Origin of the sequence: Xanthobacter sp. SG618 (genome assembly GCF_012932745.1) — a bacterium.
GTDB classification, from domain to species: Bacteria; Pseudomonadota; Alphaproteobacteria; order Rhizobiales; family Xanthobacteraceae; genus Xanthobacter; species Xanthobacter flavus.
This window is the reverse complement of record NZ_JABBHL010000002.1, coordinates 1-15,346: the sequence shown is the minus strand read 5'-3', so window position 1 is coordinate 15,346 and position 15,346 is coordinate 1. Positions and strand designations below refer to the sequence as shown.

General features: G+C 68.8%; 15 protein-coding genes. 6 read left to right on the top strand and 9 right to left on the bottom strand.

Translation table 11 applies throughout. The annotated features are described in order from the left end of the window. Positions 1-46: 46 nt before the first annotated feature. Positions 47-847, bottom strand: a complete 801-nt coding sequence (locus FHT36_RS05535) for an ABC transporter ATP-binding protein (RefSeq protein WP_169122176.1) — start codon at positions 845-847, stop codon at positions 47-49. Positions 848-849: 2 nt separating this feature from the next. Then, positions 850-1,869: an ABC transporter permease gene (locus FHT36_RS05530; RefSeq protein ID WP_169121542.1), complete on the bottom strand. Its 1,020-nt coding sequence runs from the start codon at positions 1,867-1,869 to the stop codon at positions 850-852. 298 nt (positions 1,870-2,167) lie between these two features. On the opposite strand from FHT36_RS05530, the gene mtnC reads away from it, so the two are divergent. Together mtnC and FHT36_RS05520 are read left to right on the top strand one after the other, a co-directional pair. Continuing rightward, on the top strand, positions 2,168-2,845 hold the full coding sequence (gene mtnC, locus FHT36_RS05525) for an acireductone synthase (protein WP_169121541.1): 678 nt from the start codon (positions 2,168-2,170) through the stop codon (positions 2,843-2,845). 23 nt (positions 2,846-2,868) lie between these two features. After that, positions 2,869-3,198 carry a 2Fe-2S iron-sulfur cluster-binding protein gene (locus FHT36_RS05520; protein ID WP_169121540.1) on the top strand — a complete coding sequence of 110 codons (330 nt, stop codon included), beginning with the start codon at positions 2,869-2,871 and terminating at the stop codon, positions 3,196-3,198. A gap of 73 nt (positions 3,199-3,271) precedes the next feature. Here the strand turns inward: FHT36_RS05520 and FHT36_RS05515 are convergent, their stop codons facing one another. The 7 genes from FHT36_RS05515 to FHT36_RS05485 form a co-directional block, all read right to left on the bottom strand. After that, a complete protein-coding gene (locus FHT36_RS05515) occupies positions 3,272-3,592 on the bottom strand; it encodes a hypothetical protein (protein ID WP_169121539.1) in 321 nt (106 codons plus the stop codon). 17 nt (positions 3,593-3,609) lie between these two features. Then, positions 3,610-4,044 (bottom strand): hypothetical protein, encoded by a 435-nt coding sequence (locus FHT36_RS05510; protein ID WP_348644382.1) that lies wholly within the window; start codon positions 4,042-4,044, stop codon positions 3,610-3,612. Positions 4,045-4,159: 115 nt separating this feature from the next. Then, positions 4,160-5,038: a 2-oxo-4-hydroxy-4-carboxy-5-ureidoimidazoline decarboxylase gene (gene uraD / locus FHT36_RS05505; protein WP_169121537.1), complete on the bottom strand. Its 879-nt coding sequence runs from the start codon at positions 5,036-5,038 to the stop codon at positions 4,160-4,162. A gap of 14 nt (positions 5,039-5,052) precedes the next feature. After that, positions 5,053-5,856, bottom strand: a complete 804-nt coding sequence (locus FHT36_RS05500; protein ID WP_169121536.1) for an ABC transporter permease — start codon at positions 5,854-5,856, stop codon at positions 5,053-5,055. 10 nt (positions 5,857-5,866) lie between these two features. Further along, entirely contained in the window at positions 5,867-6,724 is an 858-nt protein-coding gene (locus FHT36_RS05495; protein WP_169121535.1) for an ABC transporter permease, read from the bottom strand. Between the two features lie 2 nt (positions 6,725-6,726). Next, positions 6,727-7,773, bottom strand: coding sequence for an ABC transporter substrate-binding protein (locus FHT36_RS05490; protein ID WP_169121534.1), 1,047 nt, complete (start codon positions 7,771-7,773; stop codon positions 6,727-6,729). Positions 7,774-7,775: 2 nt separating this feature from the next. Next, complete coding sequence (locus FHT36_RS05485; protein ID WP_169121533.1) at positions 7,776-8,882, bottom strand: ABC transporter ATP-binding protein; 1,107 nt, start codon at positions 8,880-8,882, stop codon at positions 7,776-7,778. A gap of 134 nt (positions 8,883-9,016) precedes the next feature. Between FHT36_RS05485 and FHT36_RS05480 the strand changes: the two genes are divergently transcribed. The 4 genes from FHT36_RS05480 to FHT36_RS05465 all read left to right on the top strand — a co-directional run bounded on the left by FHT36_RS05480 (position 9,017) and on the right by FHT36_RS05465 (position 15,060). Next, positions 9,017-9,964 carry a LysR family transcriptional regulator gene (locus tag FHT36_RS05480; protein WP_169121532.1) on the top strand — a complete coding sequence of 316 codons (948 nt, stop codon included), beginning with the start codon at positions 9,017-9,019 and terminating at the stop codon, positions 9,962-9,964. A 151-nt stretch (positions 9,965-10,115) separates the two neighbouring features. Continuing rightward, the gene (locus tag FHT36_RS24815) at positions 10,116-11,102 is read left to right on the top strand and encodes an AraC family transcriptional regulator (RefSeq protein ID WP_169121531.1); all 987 of its coding nucleotides are present in this window, start codon (positions 10,116-10,118) and stop codon (positions 11,100-11,102) included. Between the two features lie 162 nt (positions 11,103-11,264). Then, positions 11,265-12,320 (top strand): linear amide C-N hydrolase, encoded by a 1,056-nt coding sequence (locus tag FHT36_RS05470; RefSeq protein ID WP_169121530.1) that lies wholly within the window; start codon positions 11,265-11,267, stop codon positions 12,318-12,320. Positions 12,321-12,507: 187 nt separating this feature from the next. Further along, entirely contained in the window at positions 12,508-15,060 is a 2,553-nt protein-coding gene (locus FHT36_RS05465) for an AsmA-like C-terminal region-containing protein (protein ID WP_169121529.1), read from the top strand. Positions 15,061-15,346 lie beyond the last annotated feature (286 nt).

Below are 15,346 nucleotides of genomic sequence, written 5' to 3'. Positions count from 1 at the left end.
AATCACTTGGATGAATGCGAGGGGTGCCCGAGGGCGGGCGAAGGGCTCACCAGGTGGCGTCGAGCCCGAGGAGGCCGAGGAGGTGGTGGCGCAGTTCGGCGAGGCGCGGGTCGCCGCGATGGCGCGGATAGGGCACGTCCACCGCCACGTCGGCCTTGATGCGGGCCGGCCGCTCGGAGAAGACGATCACCCGCTCGGCGAGGAACAGGGCCTCCTCCACATCATGGGTGACGAGGAGCGCGGTGAAGCGGGCGTCCTGCCACAGCTTCAGGATCTCGCCCTGCATGGTGATGCGCGTCAGGCTGTCGAGCTTGCCCAGGGGCTCGTCGAGCAGCAGCAGGCGCGGCTCGTTCACCAGCGCGCGCGCCAGCGCCACGCGCTGGGCCATGCCGCCGGAGAGCTGGCGCGGATAGGCGCTGGCGAAGCCCGACAGGCCGACGAGGGAGAGCGCATCGCCGACCCGCCGCCGCTGGGCCTTCAACAGGCCGCGCGCCTCCAGCCCCAGCGAGACGTTGGCCTCCACCGTCCGCCACGGATAGAGCGTCGGGTCCTGGAACACGAGGATGCGCGAGGGGTCGGGGGCGGTGATGGCCGTCCCGTCCACCGCGAGCTGGCCGGTGACCGGCTGGTCGAGCCCGGCGAGGAGCCGCAGCAAAGTGGACTTGCCGCAGCCCGACGGCCCGAGCAGCGTGACGAACGAGCCGGGCTCGGCCGAGAAGCTCACGTCGTCCAGCACGGGCAGGGGCGCGCCCTCCAGCTGGAAGGCATGGCTCACATGCTCCACGTCGAGACGCAGGCCGGAAGCCGGGGCGGGCGCGGGCGCGCCGGCGGGGGAGGAGAGGGCCACGCTCACCACCGCACCAGCTCCTTCTGCCAGGCGAGGGTCCGGTCGCGCAGCCGGAACAGCAGGGTGACGAGGCTGGAGCACATCAGCGCCATCACCAGCAGCGCCGCATACATGTTGGCGTAGGCGGCCCAGCCCTGGGCCCATTGCAGGTACCAGCCGAGGCCCGCTTTCACCCCCAGCATCTCCGCCACCACCAGCACCGCGAACGAGGTGCCGAGGCCCATGAACAGGCCGACGAAGACGTGGGGCAGCGCGGCAGGAATGGCCACCTTCAGCACCAGGAAGCGCTGGCTGGCCCCGAGCGTGCGGGCGATGTCGTAATAGTCCTTGTTGACCGAGGAGATGCCCGACCAGGTGAGGATGGTGACGGGAAAGCCGGTGGCGAGCGCGAGCAGGAACACGCTGGCGCTCCACGAGGAGGGAAACAGGAAGAAGGCCACCGGCAGCCATGCGGTGGCCGGCAGCGGACCGATGAAGCGCAGCACCGGATGCGCCCAGTAGCCGGCGATGCGCCACCAGCCGATGGAGACGCCGAGCGTGATGCCCACGGCGGCGCCGATGGCGTAGCCCCAGGCCAGAAGTTTCAGGGATGCGACGACGCTGAGGCCGAGTTTCGGCCAGTCGTCGAGATAGACTTCCAGCAGCGCCTGCGGTGGCACGAAGAAGGGGCGCGGCAACAGTTCCAGCTTCGCCGTCACCGCCTCCCAGGCGATGAGGCCGAGCGGCAGGATGAGAAGCCACGGCCCCCAGTGCCGCAGCGCCTTCAGCCGCAGCCCCGCCACGGGTCCCGCCAGCGCTGCGAGGAGGATGAGCCCGCCGATGCCGGCGAGGCCGAAAGCGAATTCCCGCGTATAGGCGAAGTCGTCCGCATCCGGCACGAGGCCGGCATAAGCGGCGGCCGCGAGCCAGACGCTGCCGGCCGCCAGCCCCGTGTGCCAGAGCGGCACCCGCTCCGCGTGATCGCGGGTGCGACGGCGCGGAACGCCGGCGATTGCGGGCGTCTCGATCAGCTGATCTGTCATCGGTTGGTCTCGCCTGCGGCTGGTATCGGAAGAACGGGCACAGCGCGGATGCGAAGGCAGGGCCGCGCGCGGACAGCTAGGAGTTGAATCAATCTAGTAATTTTATGGAAATTATAGAAAATGAGTCAAGCGCCAATCTGCGCCATTCTCGGCCGTGCAGCAGGCTGGGTGCGGTGCCGGCCCGATGGGACTGGCACGGCGGGTGCTTGCCTTGTCCGTAGACCCGGATCGCGGGCGGGGGAGGGCCTGCTCTGGCGCCTTCCCGACATTGGCGGCCCGCAGAGGCAGAGGCGGTTTCATGGCCATAGAGGCGGTGCTGATCGACATCGAGGGCGTGCTCGGCCCCCTGTCCTTCCTCGATGAGACGCTGACGCCCTATGCCAGCGCGCGGCTCGGCGCCTTCATCACCGCGCATGGCGAGGAGGACGAGGAGATCGAGGAGGCGCTGGACGAGGCCGGACGGCTCATGGGCGGCTTCTCCCTCAAGCCCGCCGAGGCGGGGGCGCTGCTGCTGCGTTGGATGAAGCAGGGCCGCAAGCCGACACCGCTTAAAACCATCCAGGGCCGCATCTGGCAGGAGGGCTACGCATCTGGCGCCTTCCGCGCGGAGGTCCATGGCGATGCCGGGCCGAGCCTTGCCGCCTGGAAGGCGCAGGGGCTCCGGCTGTTCACTTTCTCCTCCTCCTCGGAACTGGCGCAGAAGCTCTGGCTTTCTTCCGCCGGTTCGGACGCGGAGAGCCTTCTGGATGGCTTCTTCGACACCCGCATGGGCCAGAAGGTGGAGGAGGAGGCCTACAAGGCCATCGCCCAGGAGATCGGCCTCGCCCCGGCGCAGATCCTCGTGCTCTCGGAAAATGTGGACGAGCTGGACGCCGCCGCCTCCGCCGGCCTCGCCACAATGCGGATCGCGCGGGCGGGTGGCGACAGCGGAAAGCACCCGGCGGCGGCGGACCTTGCGTCCATCATCCTGCCGTGAGCCGGCGGGCGGGCACCTGAGCTATGGCGCACTTCACCGTGGAAACCCGCAGCGGCGCCCGTCACGAGGTGACGGGGCGCGATGGCGCGACGCTGCTGAAGGCGATCCGCAAGGCCGGCATCGAGGAACTCACCGCCCAGTGCGGCGGCGGCTGCGCCTGCGCCACCTGCCATGTCTTCGTCACCCTCCCGGAGGGCGGCACGGCACCCCCGGTCAGCCCCGGCGAGAGCCGCATGCTCGCCACCAGCCACAACCGCACCCTCGCCTCCCGCCTCGCCTGCCAGCTGAAGCTGGAGACCGCGCTGGACGGCATGCTGGTGGTGCTCGCCCCCGAGGAGGCGGGCGACTTTTGAGGGCTTCAGCCGAGGGCGAAGGCCGGCAGATCGGGGCGCCCCGCCGTCGCTTCCACCAGCCGCCTCCCCGCCCTCACTCCACCGCGAGGCGTTCGGCGAGTTCGCGCACGTCGTCCCAGTCGAGGCGATGGGGCGTGCCGCTGGTGTCCACGTCCACGCCCTCCGCATGGACGGCGGCGGAGAAATCGCCATCCATGCCGATGGGGCTGAGATAGAGGACATCCGTGCGTCGGTAGTCGTGCGCCACGGCGGTGAAGGCGCGCGACAGGGTGCGCCCCTCCTCCAGTGTGAGGTCGTAATGCAGCGCCTCGCTCAGCGTCATGCGCAGCATGTCGCCGAGGAGGCGGTGGGGCACGCGCCGGACGAAGGGATAGGTGACGGTGGGGCTGGCCATGGCGCAATCCTCGCCGCTCAGATCGGCCGGACCTCTTCCGCCTTGGCGACGAAGTCCAGCGTGTCCGCCGCGTCGAAATCCTCCACGGGCACCGCGAAGGCGAAGCGGTTCGCGTACCAGAAATTGCCGAAGGGCAGGAACAGGCTGCCGGAGGCGAAGGTGGCGAGCGGCGTGTCGCCCGCCTTCAGCACCGCCTCGAAGCCGGGGCCGGCCTCGGCTGCGGCGGTGTTGTCGCCGAACACCTCGAACTGCACGACGAGGCGCACCAGCGGCGCGCCCGCCTCTTCCGTCTTGATCGCGATGACCTTCAGGTCCTGGAAGCGCCGGCCGATGGTGCCGTCCGCCAGCAATTGCGGGAATTCGTGCACGCGCCCCTTCTTCACCGCGAGGCCTTCTGCTGGTAGCACGCCGAGGTCGGCGAGCCCGGTGGGCTTGGCGGGGGCCAGTGTCACGCTGGTGCGGGTTTCCTGCAATGCCGGCAAAATACGCTCCTGTCGGGCGGGTCGTTGGAAATGCGACAAAAATCGACATTGCCCGGCCAGAAGCACATTGCGCGCCAGATCGCCCTCAGCTGCCGCGATAGGTGGTGTAGGCGCCGGGCGAGAGGAGGAGCGGCACGTGGAAATGCTCCTCCGGATTCCACACGGTGAAGGCCACGCGCACCTTGCCGAGATAGGCGCGGGCGGTGGTGGAATAGCCATGGCGGGCGAAATAGGTGGGCGTGTCGTAGCGCCACTCATAGGTGCCGGCGGCAAGGTCACCGCCACCGAGGAGATGGTGGTCGCAGGCGCCGTCGGCGTTGGTGACGAAGGAGGTGAGGCGGGTCATGCCGCCGTCGCTCTCCCGCCGCCACAGCTCCACGCCCAGCCCGCCGGCCGGCGCCGCGCGCACGGTGTCGAGCACATGGGTGGAGACGCTGCCCGTGGGCGCGGCGCGCACGCGGTCGAGCAGCCGCATCCACGAGATGGCCGCGACCTCCGCCAGCGCCTCCGTCCGCTCCGCCTCCGGGCTCGCCGCGAGGCGCCGCTCGAAGGTGGCGAACAGGGTCTCCAGCGAGGCCTTGCGCACCGCGAGGATGAAGGGATAGCCGAAGCGCGCCTCGTAGGCGGCGTTCAGCCGGTCCAGCCGGGCGCTGATCTCGGCATCGAGCGCATCGAGGCCGAGGGCGGTCTGCTCGGCGGTGGATTCCGCCGTGGTGCCGCGCCGGAGCGTCTCGGGGGAGAGGCGGGGATGGCCGTTGAGGAAGTCCGCAAGGGCCGGCGCCGGCAGCGCCTCGATGCCGGCGAGCATCGCCTTGTGCAGGGCGGTGAGGGTGGCGAAGGGGCGCGCGGCGGCGGCGTCGCGTGCCACCCACGGGGCGTTCTCGAACACCGGGCCGAGGGCCGCCGCGAAATCGGCGGCGGTCATGGCGTTCAGCGCGTCGAGGCGCAGGAGGTCGTTCTGCACGTCCCGTCTCCCGGTCATTTCATGAAGCGTGAGAAGCCGGCGACGCGCTCCATCAGCACCATCATCAGCACGGTGGCGATGATGATGACGCCGCAGGCGGAGGCGGCCCGGCTGTCGAGCTGATTCTGGATGATGTCCCACAGATAGATGGGCAGCACCTGCGTGCGGGCATCCTGGAGGAACAGCGACACCGGCACGTTGTCGAACGAGGCCATGAAGGCGATGAAGGCGCCGGAGGCGACGCCCGGGCTGATGAGCGGCAGCGTCACCGTCCGGAAGGTGTGGAGGCGCGATGCGCCGAGGCTGCGCGAGGCGTCGAGCAGGGCCGGATCGAGCTGGGCGAGGCTGGCGAGCGTGGTGCGCAGCACGAAGGGCACGCACACCACGATATGGCCGATGGCGAGCGTGAGCGTCGAGGGCCGCATCCCCAGGATGGAGAACAGCATCAGCGCCGCGAAGCCGAACGCCAGCGCCGGCAGGATCAGCGGCGACAGGAACAGCGTCTCCAGCCCCCGCGCCAACGCCCCCTCGCTGCGGGCGATGCCGAGCGCGGCAGCCACGCCCAGCACGACGCAGGCGGAAACGCTGATGACCGCCACCTTCAGGCTCACCCACAAGGCGGCCTGCAATTCGTTGGCGTCGATGAGCGCCGCATACCAGCGCAGCGAATAGCTGGCGGGCGGGAAGTGCAGCGCCTCCTCTCCCGTAAAGGAGAGGATGAGGATGACCAGTGTCGGCCCCGCCAGCACGATGACGGAGATGAGGGAGAGGAGGCCGAACAGGGCGTTGAAGGAGAGGGTCTGCCAGTCGCGGAGCATGGCGTTTCTCCTAGCCGTAGAGCCGGGCCGCGCGGCTGCGCGAGAGCGCCACCAGCATGGCGACGATGAGCAGCACCGAGACCATGAAGATGACCGAGACGGCGGCGGCGAAGGGCCAGTTCTGCAGGTCCATGGCCTGCTGGAAGATCATCATGGGCATGAAGAGCAGCCGCGAGCCGCCGATGAGCGACTGGGTAACGAAGGCCGTCACGCAGGCGGTGTAGGTGAGGATGGTGCCGGCGATGATGCCGGGCAGCGACAGGGGCAGCGTGACCTTGAAGAAGGTGCGCCAGGCTCCCGCCCCCAGCGCCTGCGAGGCGCTTTCCAGATTGGGATCGATGCGCTGGAGCGTGGTGATGAGCGGCAGCACCATGAGCGGCATCTGCACCTGCGCCAGCACGATGACGACGCCGGTCTCGCTGAACAGCAGCTTGAGCGGCTGGGCGGAAAGGCCGAGGGCGAGGATCGTCTCGTTGACGATGCCGTGGCGGCCGAGAATGACGATCCACGCGAAGGTGCGCACCACCACGCTGGTGACGATGGGCAGCACCACGAGGAAGATCAGCACCGCCTGCCAGCGGGCCGAAACCTTCGTGCACAGCCACGCCAGGGGATAGCCGAACAGCAGGCAGAGGAGCGTCGCCTTCGCGCCCACCAGCAGGGTGTCGCGCAGCACGGCGAGGTTGAGCCCGTCGGAGAGGAAGGCGGCATACTGGCCGAGGCCCAGCGTGCCGGTCATCTGCCGCTCGGTCTCGAAGCTGATGGCGACGAGCAGGCCGAGCGGCGCGATGAAGAACAGCGCGAAGAAGGCCGCAAGCGGCAGCGCGAGCGCCCAGTCCCTGGGTTTTGGATCGAGGGCGCCCGCCATGGTCACACCCGGATGTCGCGGTTGAACTGCTGGGTCCAGGCGGCGCGGTTCTGGTTCACCTTGGCCCAGTCGAAGAACACCATCTTGTCGAGGTCTGCCGGGGTCTTGGCGATCTTCTCCGCCACCAGCCCGGCATAGGGCACCTTGCTTGAGGTGGGGATCACGTTCCACGGCGACTTCTGCATCTCGCTCTGCACGTCGGGCGAGATCTGGCTGTCCACATAGGCATAGGCCAGCTCCGGCTTCAGCGCGCCGGCGACGATGTGCATGGTGGTCTTCCAGGCCGGGGTGCCGGTATCGACGCGGACGAACTCGATGGGCACGCCCTTGGCTTTCAGCTCCTCGGCGAAGTTGAAGTTCTGCACGCCGATGTCGATCTCGCCCTGCTGGAACAGCGCGCCGTGGGCGCCGAAATTGGCGGAGACGGCGGCGAGGTTCGGCAGCAGCGTCTTCAACTTCTTGAAGCCCGGCTCCATGTTCGCCTCGGTGCCGCCGGCCAGCCGGTTGATGTCGAGCAGGAAGGCGAGGCCGAGGGTGGAGGCGAGCGAGGTGATGCCCACCCGGCCCTTATATTCCGGCTTCCAGAGGTCATCCCAGGAGGTCGGCGGGGTCTTCACGGTCTTCGGATTGTAGGCGATGCCGATGGCCTGCATGGTGATGGCCGGGCCATAGGCGCCCTGGAACTTGGGGTTCAGCGCCGCGAAGTTCGGCGACTTGGCCGGGTCGTACTTGGCGATGAGGCCGGCATCGATGGCTTCCAGCGCCGGGCCCTCGTCCAGCATGGCCACGTCGAAGGGGGGCTGGTTGCCCTTGGCGGCGGTGAGCTTGGCGATCTGCTCGGTGGCCAGCATGGGCGACTGCACCACGCTCGCCCCGGTGCGCTTGACGAAATAGGGCGCGAGGATCTGCTTCTGCACATTGGCCCAGGTGCCGCCGAAGGTGGCGGCCACCAGCTCGTCCGCGGCGAAGGCGTCGCGCGGGGCAAAAGCGAGGCCGGCGGCCGCCGTCGCGGAGGCGAGGAAGGCTCGCCGGGACATCTCGAACGTCATGCTCAATTCCCCTTCTTGTGGGTGTCGCCCGAATGGTCCGGGAACAGGCCGGTGATGCGGTTCGGCTTGAGGTGGAGGAAGACCGGGCCAGACAGCGGGGCATCGGCCTCGCGCTCCTGCACCACCTTCACCGATGAGCCGTCGATGAGCGTCACCTCGTAGATGAGGGCGGGGCCGATGGGCATGACGGCGGTGATCTCGGCGCCGATGGCTCCCGCGCCGCCGGTGGCGCTCACGCGCATCCCCTCGGGGCGCACCGCGACGAGAACCGCCGCGCCCACGGACAGGGTTGTCTCCCGTCCGGTCTCGATGACCATGCCATCGGCCAGCCGCACCGCCGCGCCCGAGGCCGAGATGCCAGCCACCGTGGCCCTGAGCAGGTTAGCCGTGCCGACGAAGGTGTTCACGAACAGGGAGGCCGGCCTGTCGTAGATGTCCGAGGGCGGGGCGAACTGCTCGAGATTGCCGCGCGAGAGCACGGCGATGCGGTCGGACATGCCGAGCGCTTCCTCCTGGTCGTGGGTCACCATCACCGTGGTGATGCCCGACTGGCGCTGGAGGCGCTTGATCTCGATCTGCATGTCCAGGCGCAGATTCTTGTCGAGGGCGCTGAAAGGCTCGTCCAGGAGGAGAATGCGCGGGCGGATGGCGAGGCAGCGGGCGAGCGCGACGCGCTGCTGCTGGCCGCCGGAGAGTTCGCGCGGGAGGCGGTCGCGGAAGGCGGCCATCTGCACCACGTCCAGCATCTCGGAGACCACCGCATCGGTCTCCGCCTTCGGCCGGCCGGCGGCGATGGGACCATAGGCGATGTTCTGCGCCACGCTCATGTGCGGGAACAGGGCATAGTTCTGGAACACGATGCCGATGCGCCGCCGGTTGGTGGGCAGATGGGAGATGGAGGCGCCATCCACCAGCACGTCGCCGGAGGTCTGGCGCAGGAAGCCGGCGATGATCTTGAGCAGGGTGGTCTTGCCGCAGCCCGACGGGCCGAGCAGCGAGACGAGTTCGCCGGGGCGGATGTCGAGATCGATGGCATTCGCGGCCACCACCTGCCCGAACGCGTGGGAAATGCCCCTCAGCGTCAGCGCGTGCCCGGCGGACTGGCTCATGGTGAAAGCCTCAAAGGTGCATTCGGATCGGGACGCCCCATCGCCCGCGACGCCAAGAGTGTCGCCGTGCGGGGCATTGCCGTCCATCGCAGATTTGATACTTTTCCATACGCAAAATGCGTATGGAGGCGATGGTGCCGGCATCCCTTGTTCCCGCGGCCCTGCGCTATGCCGAGCAGGTGGCGCGCTCCGGCTCCATCCAGCGCGCGGCCAAGGACCTCAACGTCGCCGCCTCCGCCATCAACCGGCAGGTGCTGCAACTGGAGGAGACGCTGGGCGTGCCCCTGTTCGAGCGGGTGGCGAAGGGCATGCGCCTCACCCCTGCCGGGGACGCCCTCGTCACCCTCGCGCGCCGCTGGATGGCGGACGAGCGGCGCACCGCCGCCGAGCTGCGCCAGCTTCAGGGGGTGAATCAGGGCCATGTGCGGGTGGTGGCCATGGACAGTCACGTCAACGGCATCCTGCCGGCGCTGATCGCCGATCTCGACGCCCGCCACCCGCGCATCTCGCTGGACGTGGAGGTGGCGAGCACGGATGCCGCCGTCGCCGCCCTGTTGGCCGGGGACGCGGACATCGCCGCCATCTTCAATCTCTCGCCCCGGCGCGACATCCATGTGCTTTGGTCGGCGGAGCTGCCCTTCGGCTGCGTCATCGCGCCGGATCATCCTCTGGCGAGCCGCGGCTCCATCAGCCTTCAGGAGGTGGTGGCCCATCCCATCGTGCTGCAAAGCCGTGCCTTGATGATCCGTCGCTATCTCGAGGCGCGGCACGGCTGGCTGTTCACGCAGGAGCGCAAGACGGTGGAGACCAATTCGCTCCAGCTGGTGAAGATCCTCGCCCGCGAGAAGGGTTATGTGGCCTTCACCTCGGAGCTCGACGCCGCCCCCGAGCTGATCGCCGGCACGCTGGTGTTCCGCCCGGTGCGCGACAAGGGCGCCGAGCCACAGATGGTCGCCATCGCCATGGACGGGCGAAAGCCCCTGACACGAGTGGGACGCATCGTGGCCGAGGCGCTGGAGGGGTTGATCGGCTCCACCATCGCCGATGTGCGTCGCGCCGAGGGCCAGGAGCCCACGGGATGACGCTGTGGCATGCCGCCGGCCTTGCGATATCCATCTCGGGCGTGGCCGTGACGCCATGAAGCAGGTGGCGGCCGGAAGGTGATATCCTATTCTCCATAACGGTTGACGGGACGGGCAAGAGGCCGGTCATCGGTGTCAGGCGGGGGCCGACGTGACACATGAGAGCGCGGCGGAGGCAGGCATCGCCTCGCAATCCCGCTGGATCCTTCCCAACGGGTGCGACGGACTGCAGCTGCCGCCGGAAGACCGCGATCTGCCGCCGGATGTGGCCGACGTCCGGTATCCGCAATTCTTCCTGCGCCCCGGCCTCGAGGTCTACACCTTCGCCGCGAAGGTCCGATCGCCGGTGGCGTTGACCTATGAGGTGCTGTCGGGCGAGCCCTATCTCTGGCTGGCGATGAATTTCTCCGGCCGGAACCAGTATCTCCACCAGACCGGGCTCGATGGCCCCGTGCTTCCCCACAGCAGCCACTGTGCGCTCCTGCGGGATCCCCTGACCACCTTCGACTATGCGGCGGGCGAGCACCGGACGGCGGGAATGGCCGTGACGCCGGCGCGGCTGCGCGAGATGCTGCAGGGGCAGCGCCTGTGCGGCGCCATCGATGGGTTTCTGGAGGGCACCTTTGACCCCACGGTGCTCTCGCCCCGCCCCTCGGCGGCGCTGCGGACCATCGCCGAGCAGATGGGCAGTCATCCCTACCATGGCGCGATGGAGGCCGTGTATCTGGAGGGCAAGGCCTTCGAGATGCTGGCCGAGATGCTGCGCATGGTCTTCGACGAGGGGGGACGCGCGCATGGCGGCGTGGCGCGCGGCCAGGCGCTTGCCGCCCGCGACCTCATGCTCGCGGACATCGCGCATCCGCCCCGGATCGAGGATGTGGCCCTCGCCGTCGGCCTGTCGCAGCGTCGGCTCAACGAGGTGTTCCGCGAGGTGTTCGAGGCCTCGCCGCTGCAATGCATGGTGCGCTGGCGCCTTGATCTGGCGCGGCAGTTGCTGGCCTCGGGCGAATTGAGCGTGAAGCAGGTGGCCCATCGGCTGGGCTATGCTCATGTGAGCAACTTCTCCCTCGCCTTCACCCGCCGCTTCGGTCATCCGCCTTCGGGGGAGCGGGACATGGGGCGGTCCGCCCGCCGCTGATCGTCATATCCCTTCGGCATTTCCGCATATGCCAATCGGGTGGAGGGCGCCCCCCTCATCCCATAAATTGCGGCGGCGCCACCATCGGCCGGTCCAACGTTGATTCAGGTCACGGATACTCCGGCAATTCTCGCGAATATTGCAGGCATTGGAGGGGGGCATATGAAACTCAAAGTCATGCTTTTGGGCGCAGCAGCCATCACCGCGGGGCTCGTTGCCTGCCTCGATACCAGCCATGTCGCCATGGCGTGCAGCCTCATCCTGTGGAACACCAACGGTCAGGCGGTGGTGTCGGGGCGCACCATGGACCTCTACATCGACGACAAGCCGCGCCTCGTCTATTTGCCGCGCGGCATCGCCCGCCGCGGCGTTCCGGATGCCAATGCGGCGACCTGGACGTCGAAATACGCCAGCGCGGTCCTGACCGGGCTGGACACGGCCACCAGCGATGGCATCAACGAAGCCGGCCTCAGCGCGCATCTGCTCTATCTGCACGGGGCCGAGCACGAGCCCGCGGACCAGCGGCCCGGCGTCTCCAACCTGCTGTGGCCCCAGTTCGTGCTGGACAATTTCGGCAGCGTTTCCGAGGCCCTGGAAGGGCTGAAGAAGGTGCGCGTCGTCTCGACGGTGGCGCATGGGCGCGAATGGCCGCTGCACCTCGCCATCGAGGATGCGTCGGGCGACAGCGCCGTGCTGGAGTTTGTCGGCGGCAAGCTGGAAATCCATCACGGCAAGGACGTGACCGTGATGACCAACGAGCCGCCCCTCGACGAGCAGCTCGCCAACCTCAAGCGCTACAAGCTGTTCGGCGGCAATCTCGCGATGCCCGGCGACATCGACCCCATGAGCCGCTTCGTGCGGGCCTCGTCCTACCTCAAGACCCTGCCCAAGCCGGCCGGGACCGAGGAAGCGCTGGGTCACCTCACCGGCGTGGTGCGCACGGTGGCCGTGCCGTTCGGCGCGGTGGACACATCTGGGGGTGAATCCGCGGACGCCTGGCCGACCCGCTGGGCGACGCTGAGCGATCACACCCACAAGGTCTATTATGTGATGCCGGTGAACAGCCCGAACGTGTTCTGGGTAGACCTCGCCAAGTTCAAGCCGGACTCCCGGGAAATCCTCGCGGTGGACCCCTATGCCGCCGGGCTGAGCGGCGACATCTCCGGCAGCCTCAAGAGCTTCGGTTCCATCGACAAGGCCTTTCCGCAGGGTTACTGACATCGCTGGGCGCTGCTTGGCTGGCCGTCCCGCATCCATGGCGGAATGCGGGGCGGCAGACGGCGAAAGGCAGGCTCCGATTGCTTTCGGCGTGCCGGAAGTTTCAGGTGTCGCGCCTTTCGCCTGTCCCATTCGGGCCGGCGGAGGGCGGCGGCGCTGCTGCCGTTAAGGCAAGGCGGAGGGTGTCATGTTTCGCTTCGCGCGGCGGGCAGTCGCGGTCCTGCTGGTGCTGGCGTGCGCCGCTGTCCTCGCGCTGGTGCTGGCGGCCAACCTGCCGCAGGCGGAGGGACTGCGCCGGTCGCTGGCGGAACAGGGGCTGACCCATCTGTGGGGCGAGCCCGTCAGCGTGCGCGGGGCGGTGAGCGTCAGCCTCTGGCCCAATCCGGCCGTCGATATCGACGGCGTGGAGGCGCACGGCATCGATGGCGCCCACGCCCGGACCGATCATCTCGCCATCGCGATCCCGCCCTATCTGGAGCTTCTGACCGGCGGCCTGCGCTACAGCCTCGACGTGGCGGGCGGCGCGTTCGACGTGCCGCTGGACGGCGCCGAGCAGGCCCGGCCCGGCTCCCTGCTCGAATCCCCCATCTACGTGCTGTCCCTGCTGCCGCACCTCACCATCCGCGACACCGTGGTGCGGTTCACCGACGCGATGACCGGCTGGCAGTTCGAGCTCAAGGTGTCGAACCTCAAGAGCGCGCTGGATGCGGGGCGCAACGTGCTTGTTGCCGATGCCGCGCTGAACGGCCAGCCCCTGACCCTCGCCTTCGCCTTCGACCTCGAGGTGGAGAAGGAGGATCGCAAGCACCCCTATGGCGCGCAGATCACCCTGTCGACCCCCGGCGGCGCGGACAAGCCCGCCCTTGGTCTCACAGCCCGCCTCGACGTGCGCGCGCCGACGAAGCATTTCGACCATGACCTCGTTATGAAGCTCGATGCCGAGGCCGGCAGCCTCGCCACGGCACTCGTCCTCGCGGGCGTCGCCCCCTCCATCGACGGCACCGGCAAGGTCACCGCCCGCCTCAAGGCCGAGCCGGACCGGCTCGCCTTCCACGATCTTAACCTCGCCCTCACTCTGGTGGACGGCGAGCGCATCTCCGTCACGGGCCAGGCCGACGACCTCGCCACCCTCGCCGGCGCCGACCTCAAGGTGGTGGCCGATCTCGAGACCGCCGCGCCCCCCGCCGTCTCCCTGCGCGAGATCGTCGTCACCCGCCTGACAGGGGACTTCCGCAGCCGTGCCGAAGGCATGATGCTGGACGAGATCCTCATCTCCACCAATGCGTTCGACCAGAGCCTGAGGGAGATCGGCCCCATCAACGTGCGCTCGGTCACGCGCGACGCGACGGGGCACGTGGCCTTCCGCGGCATCTCGGTGATTGCTGGCCCGCCCAGCCGCCCCATCGCCCGGCTGGAGGGCAATGTGGACGACATCCTCGGGTTCGCCGGCGTCGAACTGGCGGGCGGTGTGGACATTCCGGTCGCCAGCATCCTGGCGCTGCCGCCCGAGGCCCAGGACAAGCTGGGACGTGTCGTCGGCAGCCTCTCCATGTCGGATGCCGGAGGCGGGCTGGGGGTGGATTCCTTCGCCGCCCGCATCGAGGGCAGCGACCTGATCTCGGCGACGCTCGCCCTCGTGCTGGACGATCTCGGCAAGCCGGGCGTCGCGGCCACCACCCAGGTGGATTCGCGGCTCAAGGTGCCGAACTATTCCGCCTTCGCCGCCGCCTTCGGCGACACGTCCGATTTTCGCGGGCAGGTGACGTTCGAGGGCCGCCTCAGCGGCAACACCGATGCGCTGACCATGGAGGGGCGCACCGACATCGGCCGCACCCGCATCGACGGCACCCTCTCCAGTCTCGCCGCGCCCGGCGGCCGGTCGGTGGTGAAGGGCACCATCACCTCGCCGCTGGTCTATGCCGACGAGCTTCTCGCCTTCATGCGTCCGGAAGGGCAACGCCGTCGCAAGTCGGTCAAGGTGATCGGCAACCGGGAGCCGGAAGGCGGCAGCCAGATCGACTTGATCGCCACGACGGATGCGGACGTGAACATCTCCGCGACGCGCCTGCAGGGTGGGGGCGACAGCGCCACCGGCGTCAAGGCCCGTCTCGTCGTGAACAACGGCGCCCTGCGGGTCGATCCGCTGCGCATCGGCTATCGCGGCGGTGTCATCTCCGCCGTCATGGCGAGCGAGGGGCGCTCCGTGCTGCGCACCAAGGGCTCCGGGACGGGCTGGCCGCTGGCGACCTTGTTCGGGCTCGGCTCGCCCATCTCGGTGTCCGGCACCCTGAGCGTCGTCTTCGATCTCACCACCCGGATGGATGCGGACAACCCGATCGCCACCCTCGGCGGCACCCTCACCGGGCGCGTCGGCCGCGGCCGCATCGGCACCGGGCTTCTGGACCTCGCCGGCGTCGGCATTCTCGCGGGCATCTTCACCTCCTCCGTGCAGAAGGGGGAGAGCGTGATGCGCTGTGCCAAGGTGCCCCTCCAGTTCCACAAGGGCGTCGGCCGCACCAATCCGGTGATCGTGGTGAATACCGAGAACGTTCAGGCGCTCGGGCGTGGCACGGTGGACCTGGTGCGCAACCGCATCGACCTGCGGGTGGCGCCACGCCCGATCACTGCGCCCGATGGCCCGCCCGGCCACAGCTTCACCGTGAAGGGCTCGCTCAGCAGCCCCACCATCGCGATGGCCTCCGCCGGCAACGAGCCCCACGGCCGCTACAGTTGCGAATGAGGCGGCTGGCTTTCGGCTGCGGACCTGCCGGTTGTCGCCTTGGAAATAATAAATCGATCGTTTAATCTTTGAATCGCCGGCAAGGTCCGGCGACACAGCCGCCGTACGCCATCCTCAGGAGCGACCCATGACCGAGCAACCGCCCGCGGCCCCGCGCGGCGCGCCCCCGCATGCCGAAAGCCTCCCCCTCACGATCACCCGCCACGGGTCTGTCGCGGTGGTTCACATCGACCATGCGCCGGTGAACGCGCTGTCGCGTGGCGTGCGGCAGGGGCTGCTGGATGCG

What these genes read in the sequence shown, in the direction of transcription:
- mtnC (WP_169121541.1), top strand. Translation starts at nt 2,168, where the DNA reads ATGGCCATAGAGGCGGTGCTGATCGACATCGAGGGCGTGCTCGGCCCC.
- FHT36_RS05495 (WP_169121535.1), bottom strand. Translation starts at nt 6,724, where the DNA reads ATGGCGGGCGCCCTCGATCCAAAACCCAGGGACTGGGCGCTCGCGCTG.
- FHT36_RS05485 (WP_169121533.1), bottom strand. Translation starts at nt 8,882, where the DNA reads ATGAGCCAGTCCGCCGGGCACGCGCTGACGCTGAGGGGCATTTCCCAC.
- FHT36_RS05490 (WP_169121534.1), bottom strand. Translation starts at nt 7,773, where the DNA reads ATGACGTTCGAGATGTCCCGGCGAGCCTTCCTCGCCTCCGCGACGGCG.
- FHT36_RS05470 (WP_169121530.1), top strand. Translation starts at nt 11,265, where the DNA reads ATGAAACTCAAAGTCATGCTTTTGGGCGCAGCAGCCATCACCGCGGGG.
- FHT36_RS05520 (WP_169121540.1), top strand. Translation starts at nt 2,869, where the DNA reads ATGGCGCACTTCACCGTGGAAACCCGCAGCGGCGCCCGTCACGAGGTG.
- FHT36_RS05515 (WP_169121539.1), bottom strand. Translation starts at nt 3,592, where the DNA reads ATGGCCAGCCCCACCGTCACCTATCCCTTCGTCCGGCGCGTGCCCCAC.
- FHT36_RS05500 (WP_169121536.1), bottom strand. Translation starts at nt 5,856, where the DNA reads ATGCTCCGCGACTGGCAGACCCTCTCCTTCAACGCCCTGTTCGGCCTC.
- FHT36_RS05530 (WP_169121542.1), bottom strand. Translation starts at nt 1,869, where the DNA reads ATGACAGATCAGCTGATCGAGACGCCCGCAATCGCCGGCGTTCCGCGC.
- FHT36_RS05465 (WP_169121529.1), top strand. Translation starts at nt 12,508, where the DNA reads ATGTTTCGCTTCGCGCGGCGGGCAGTCGCGGTCCTGCTGGTGCTGGCG.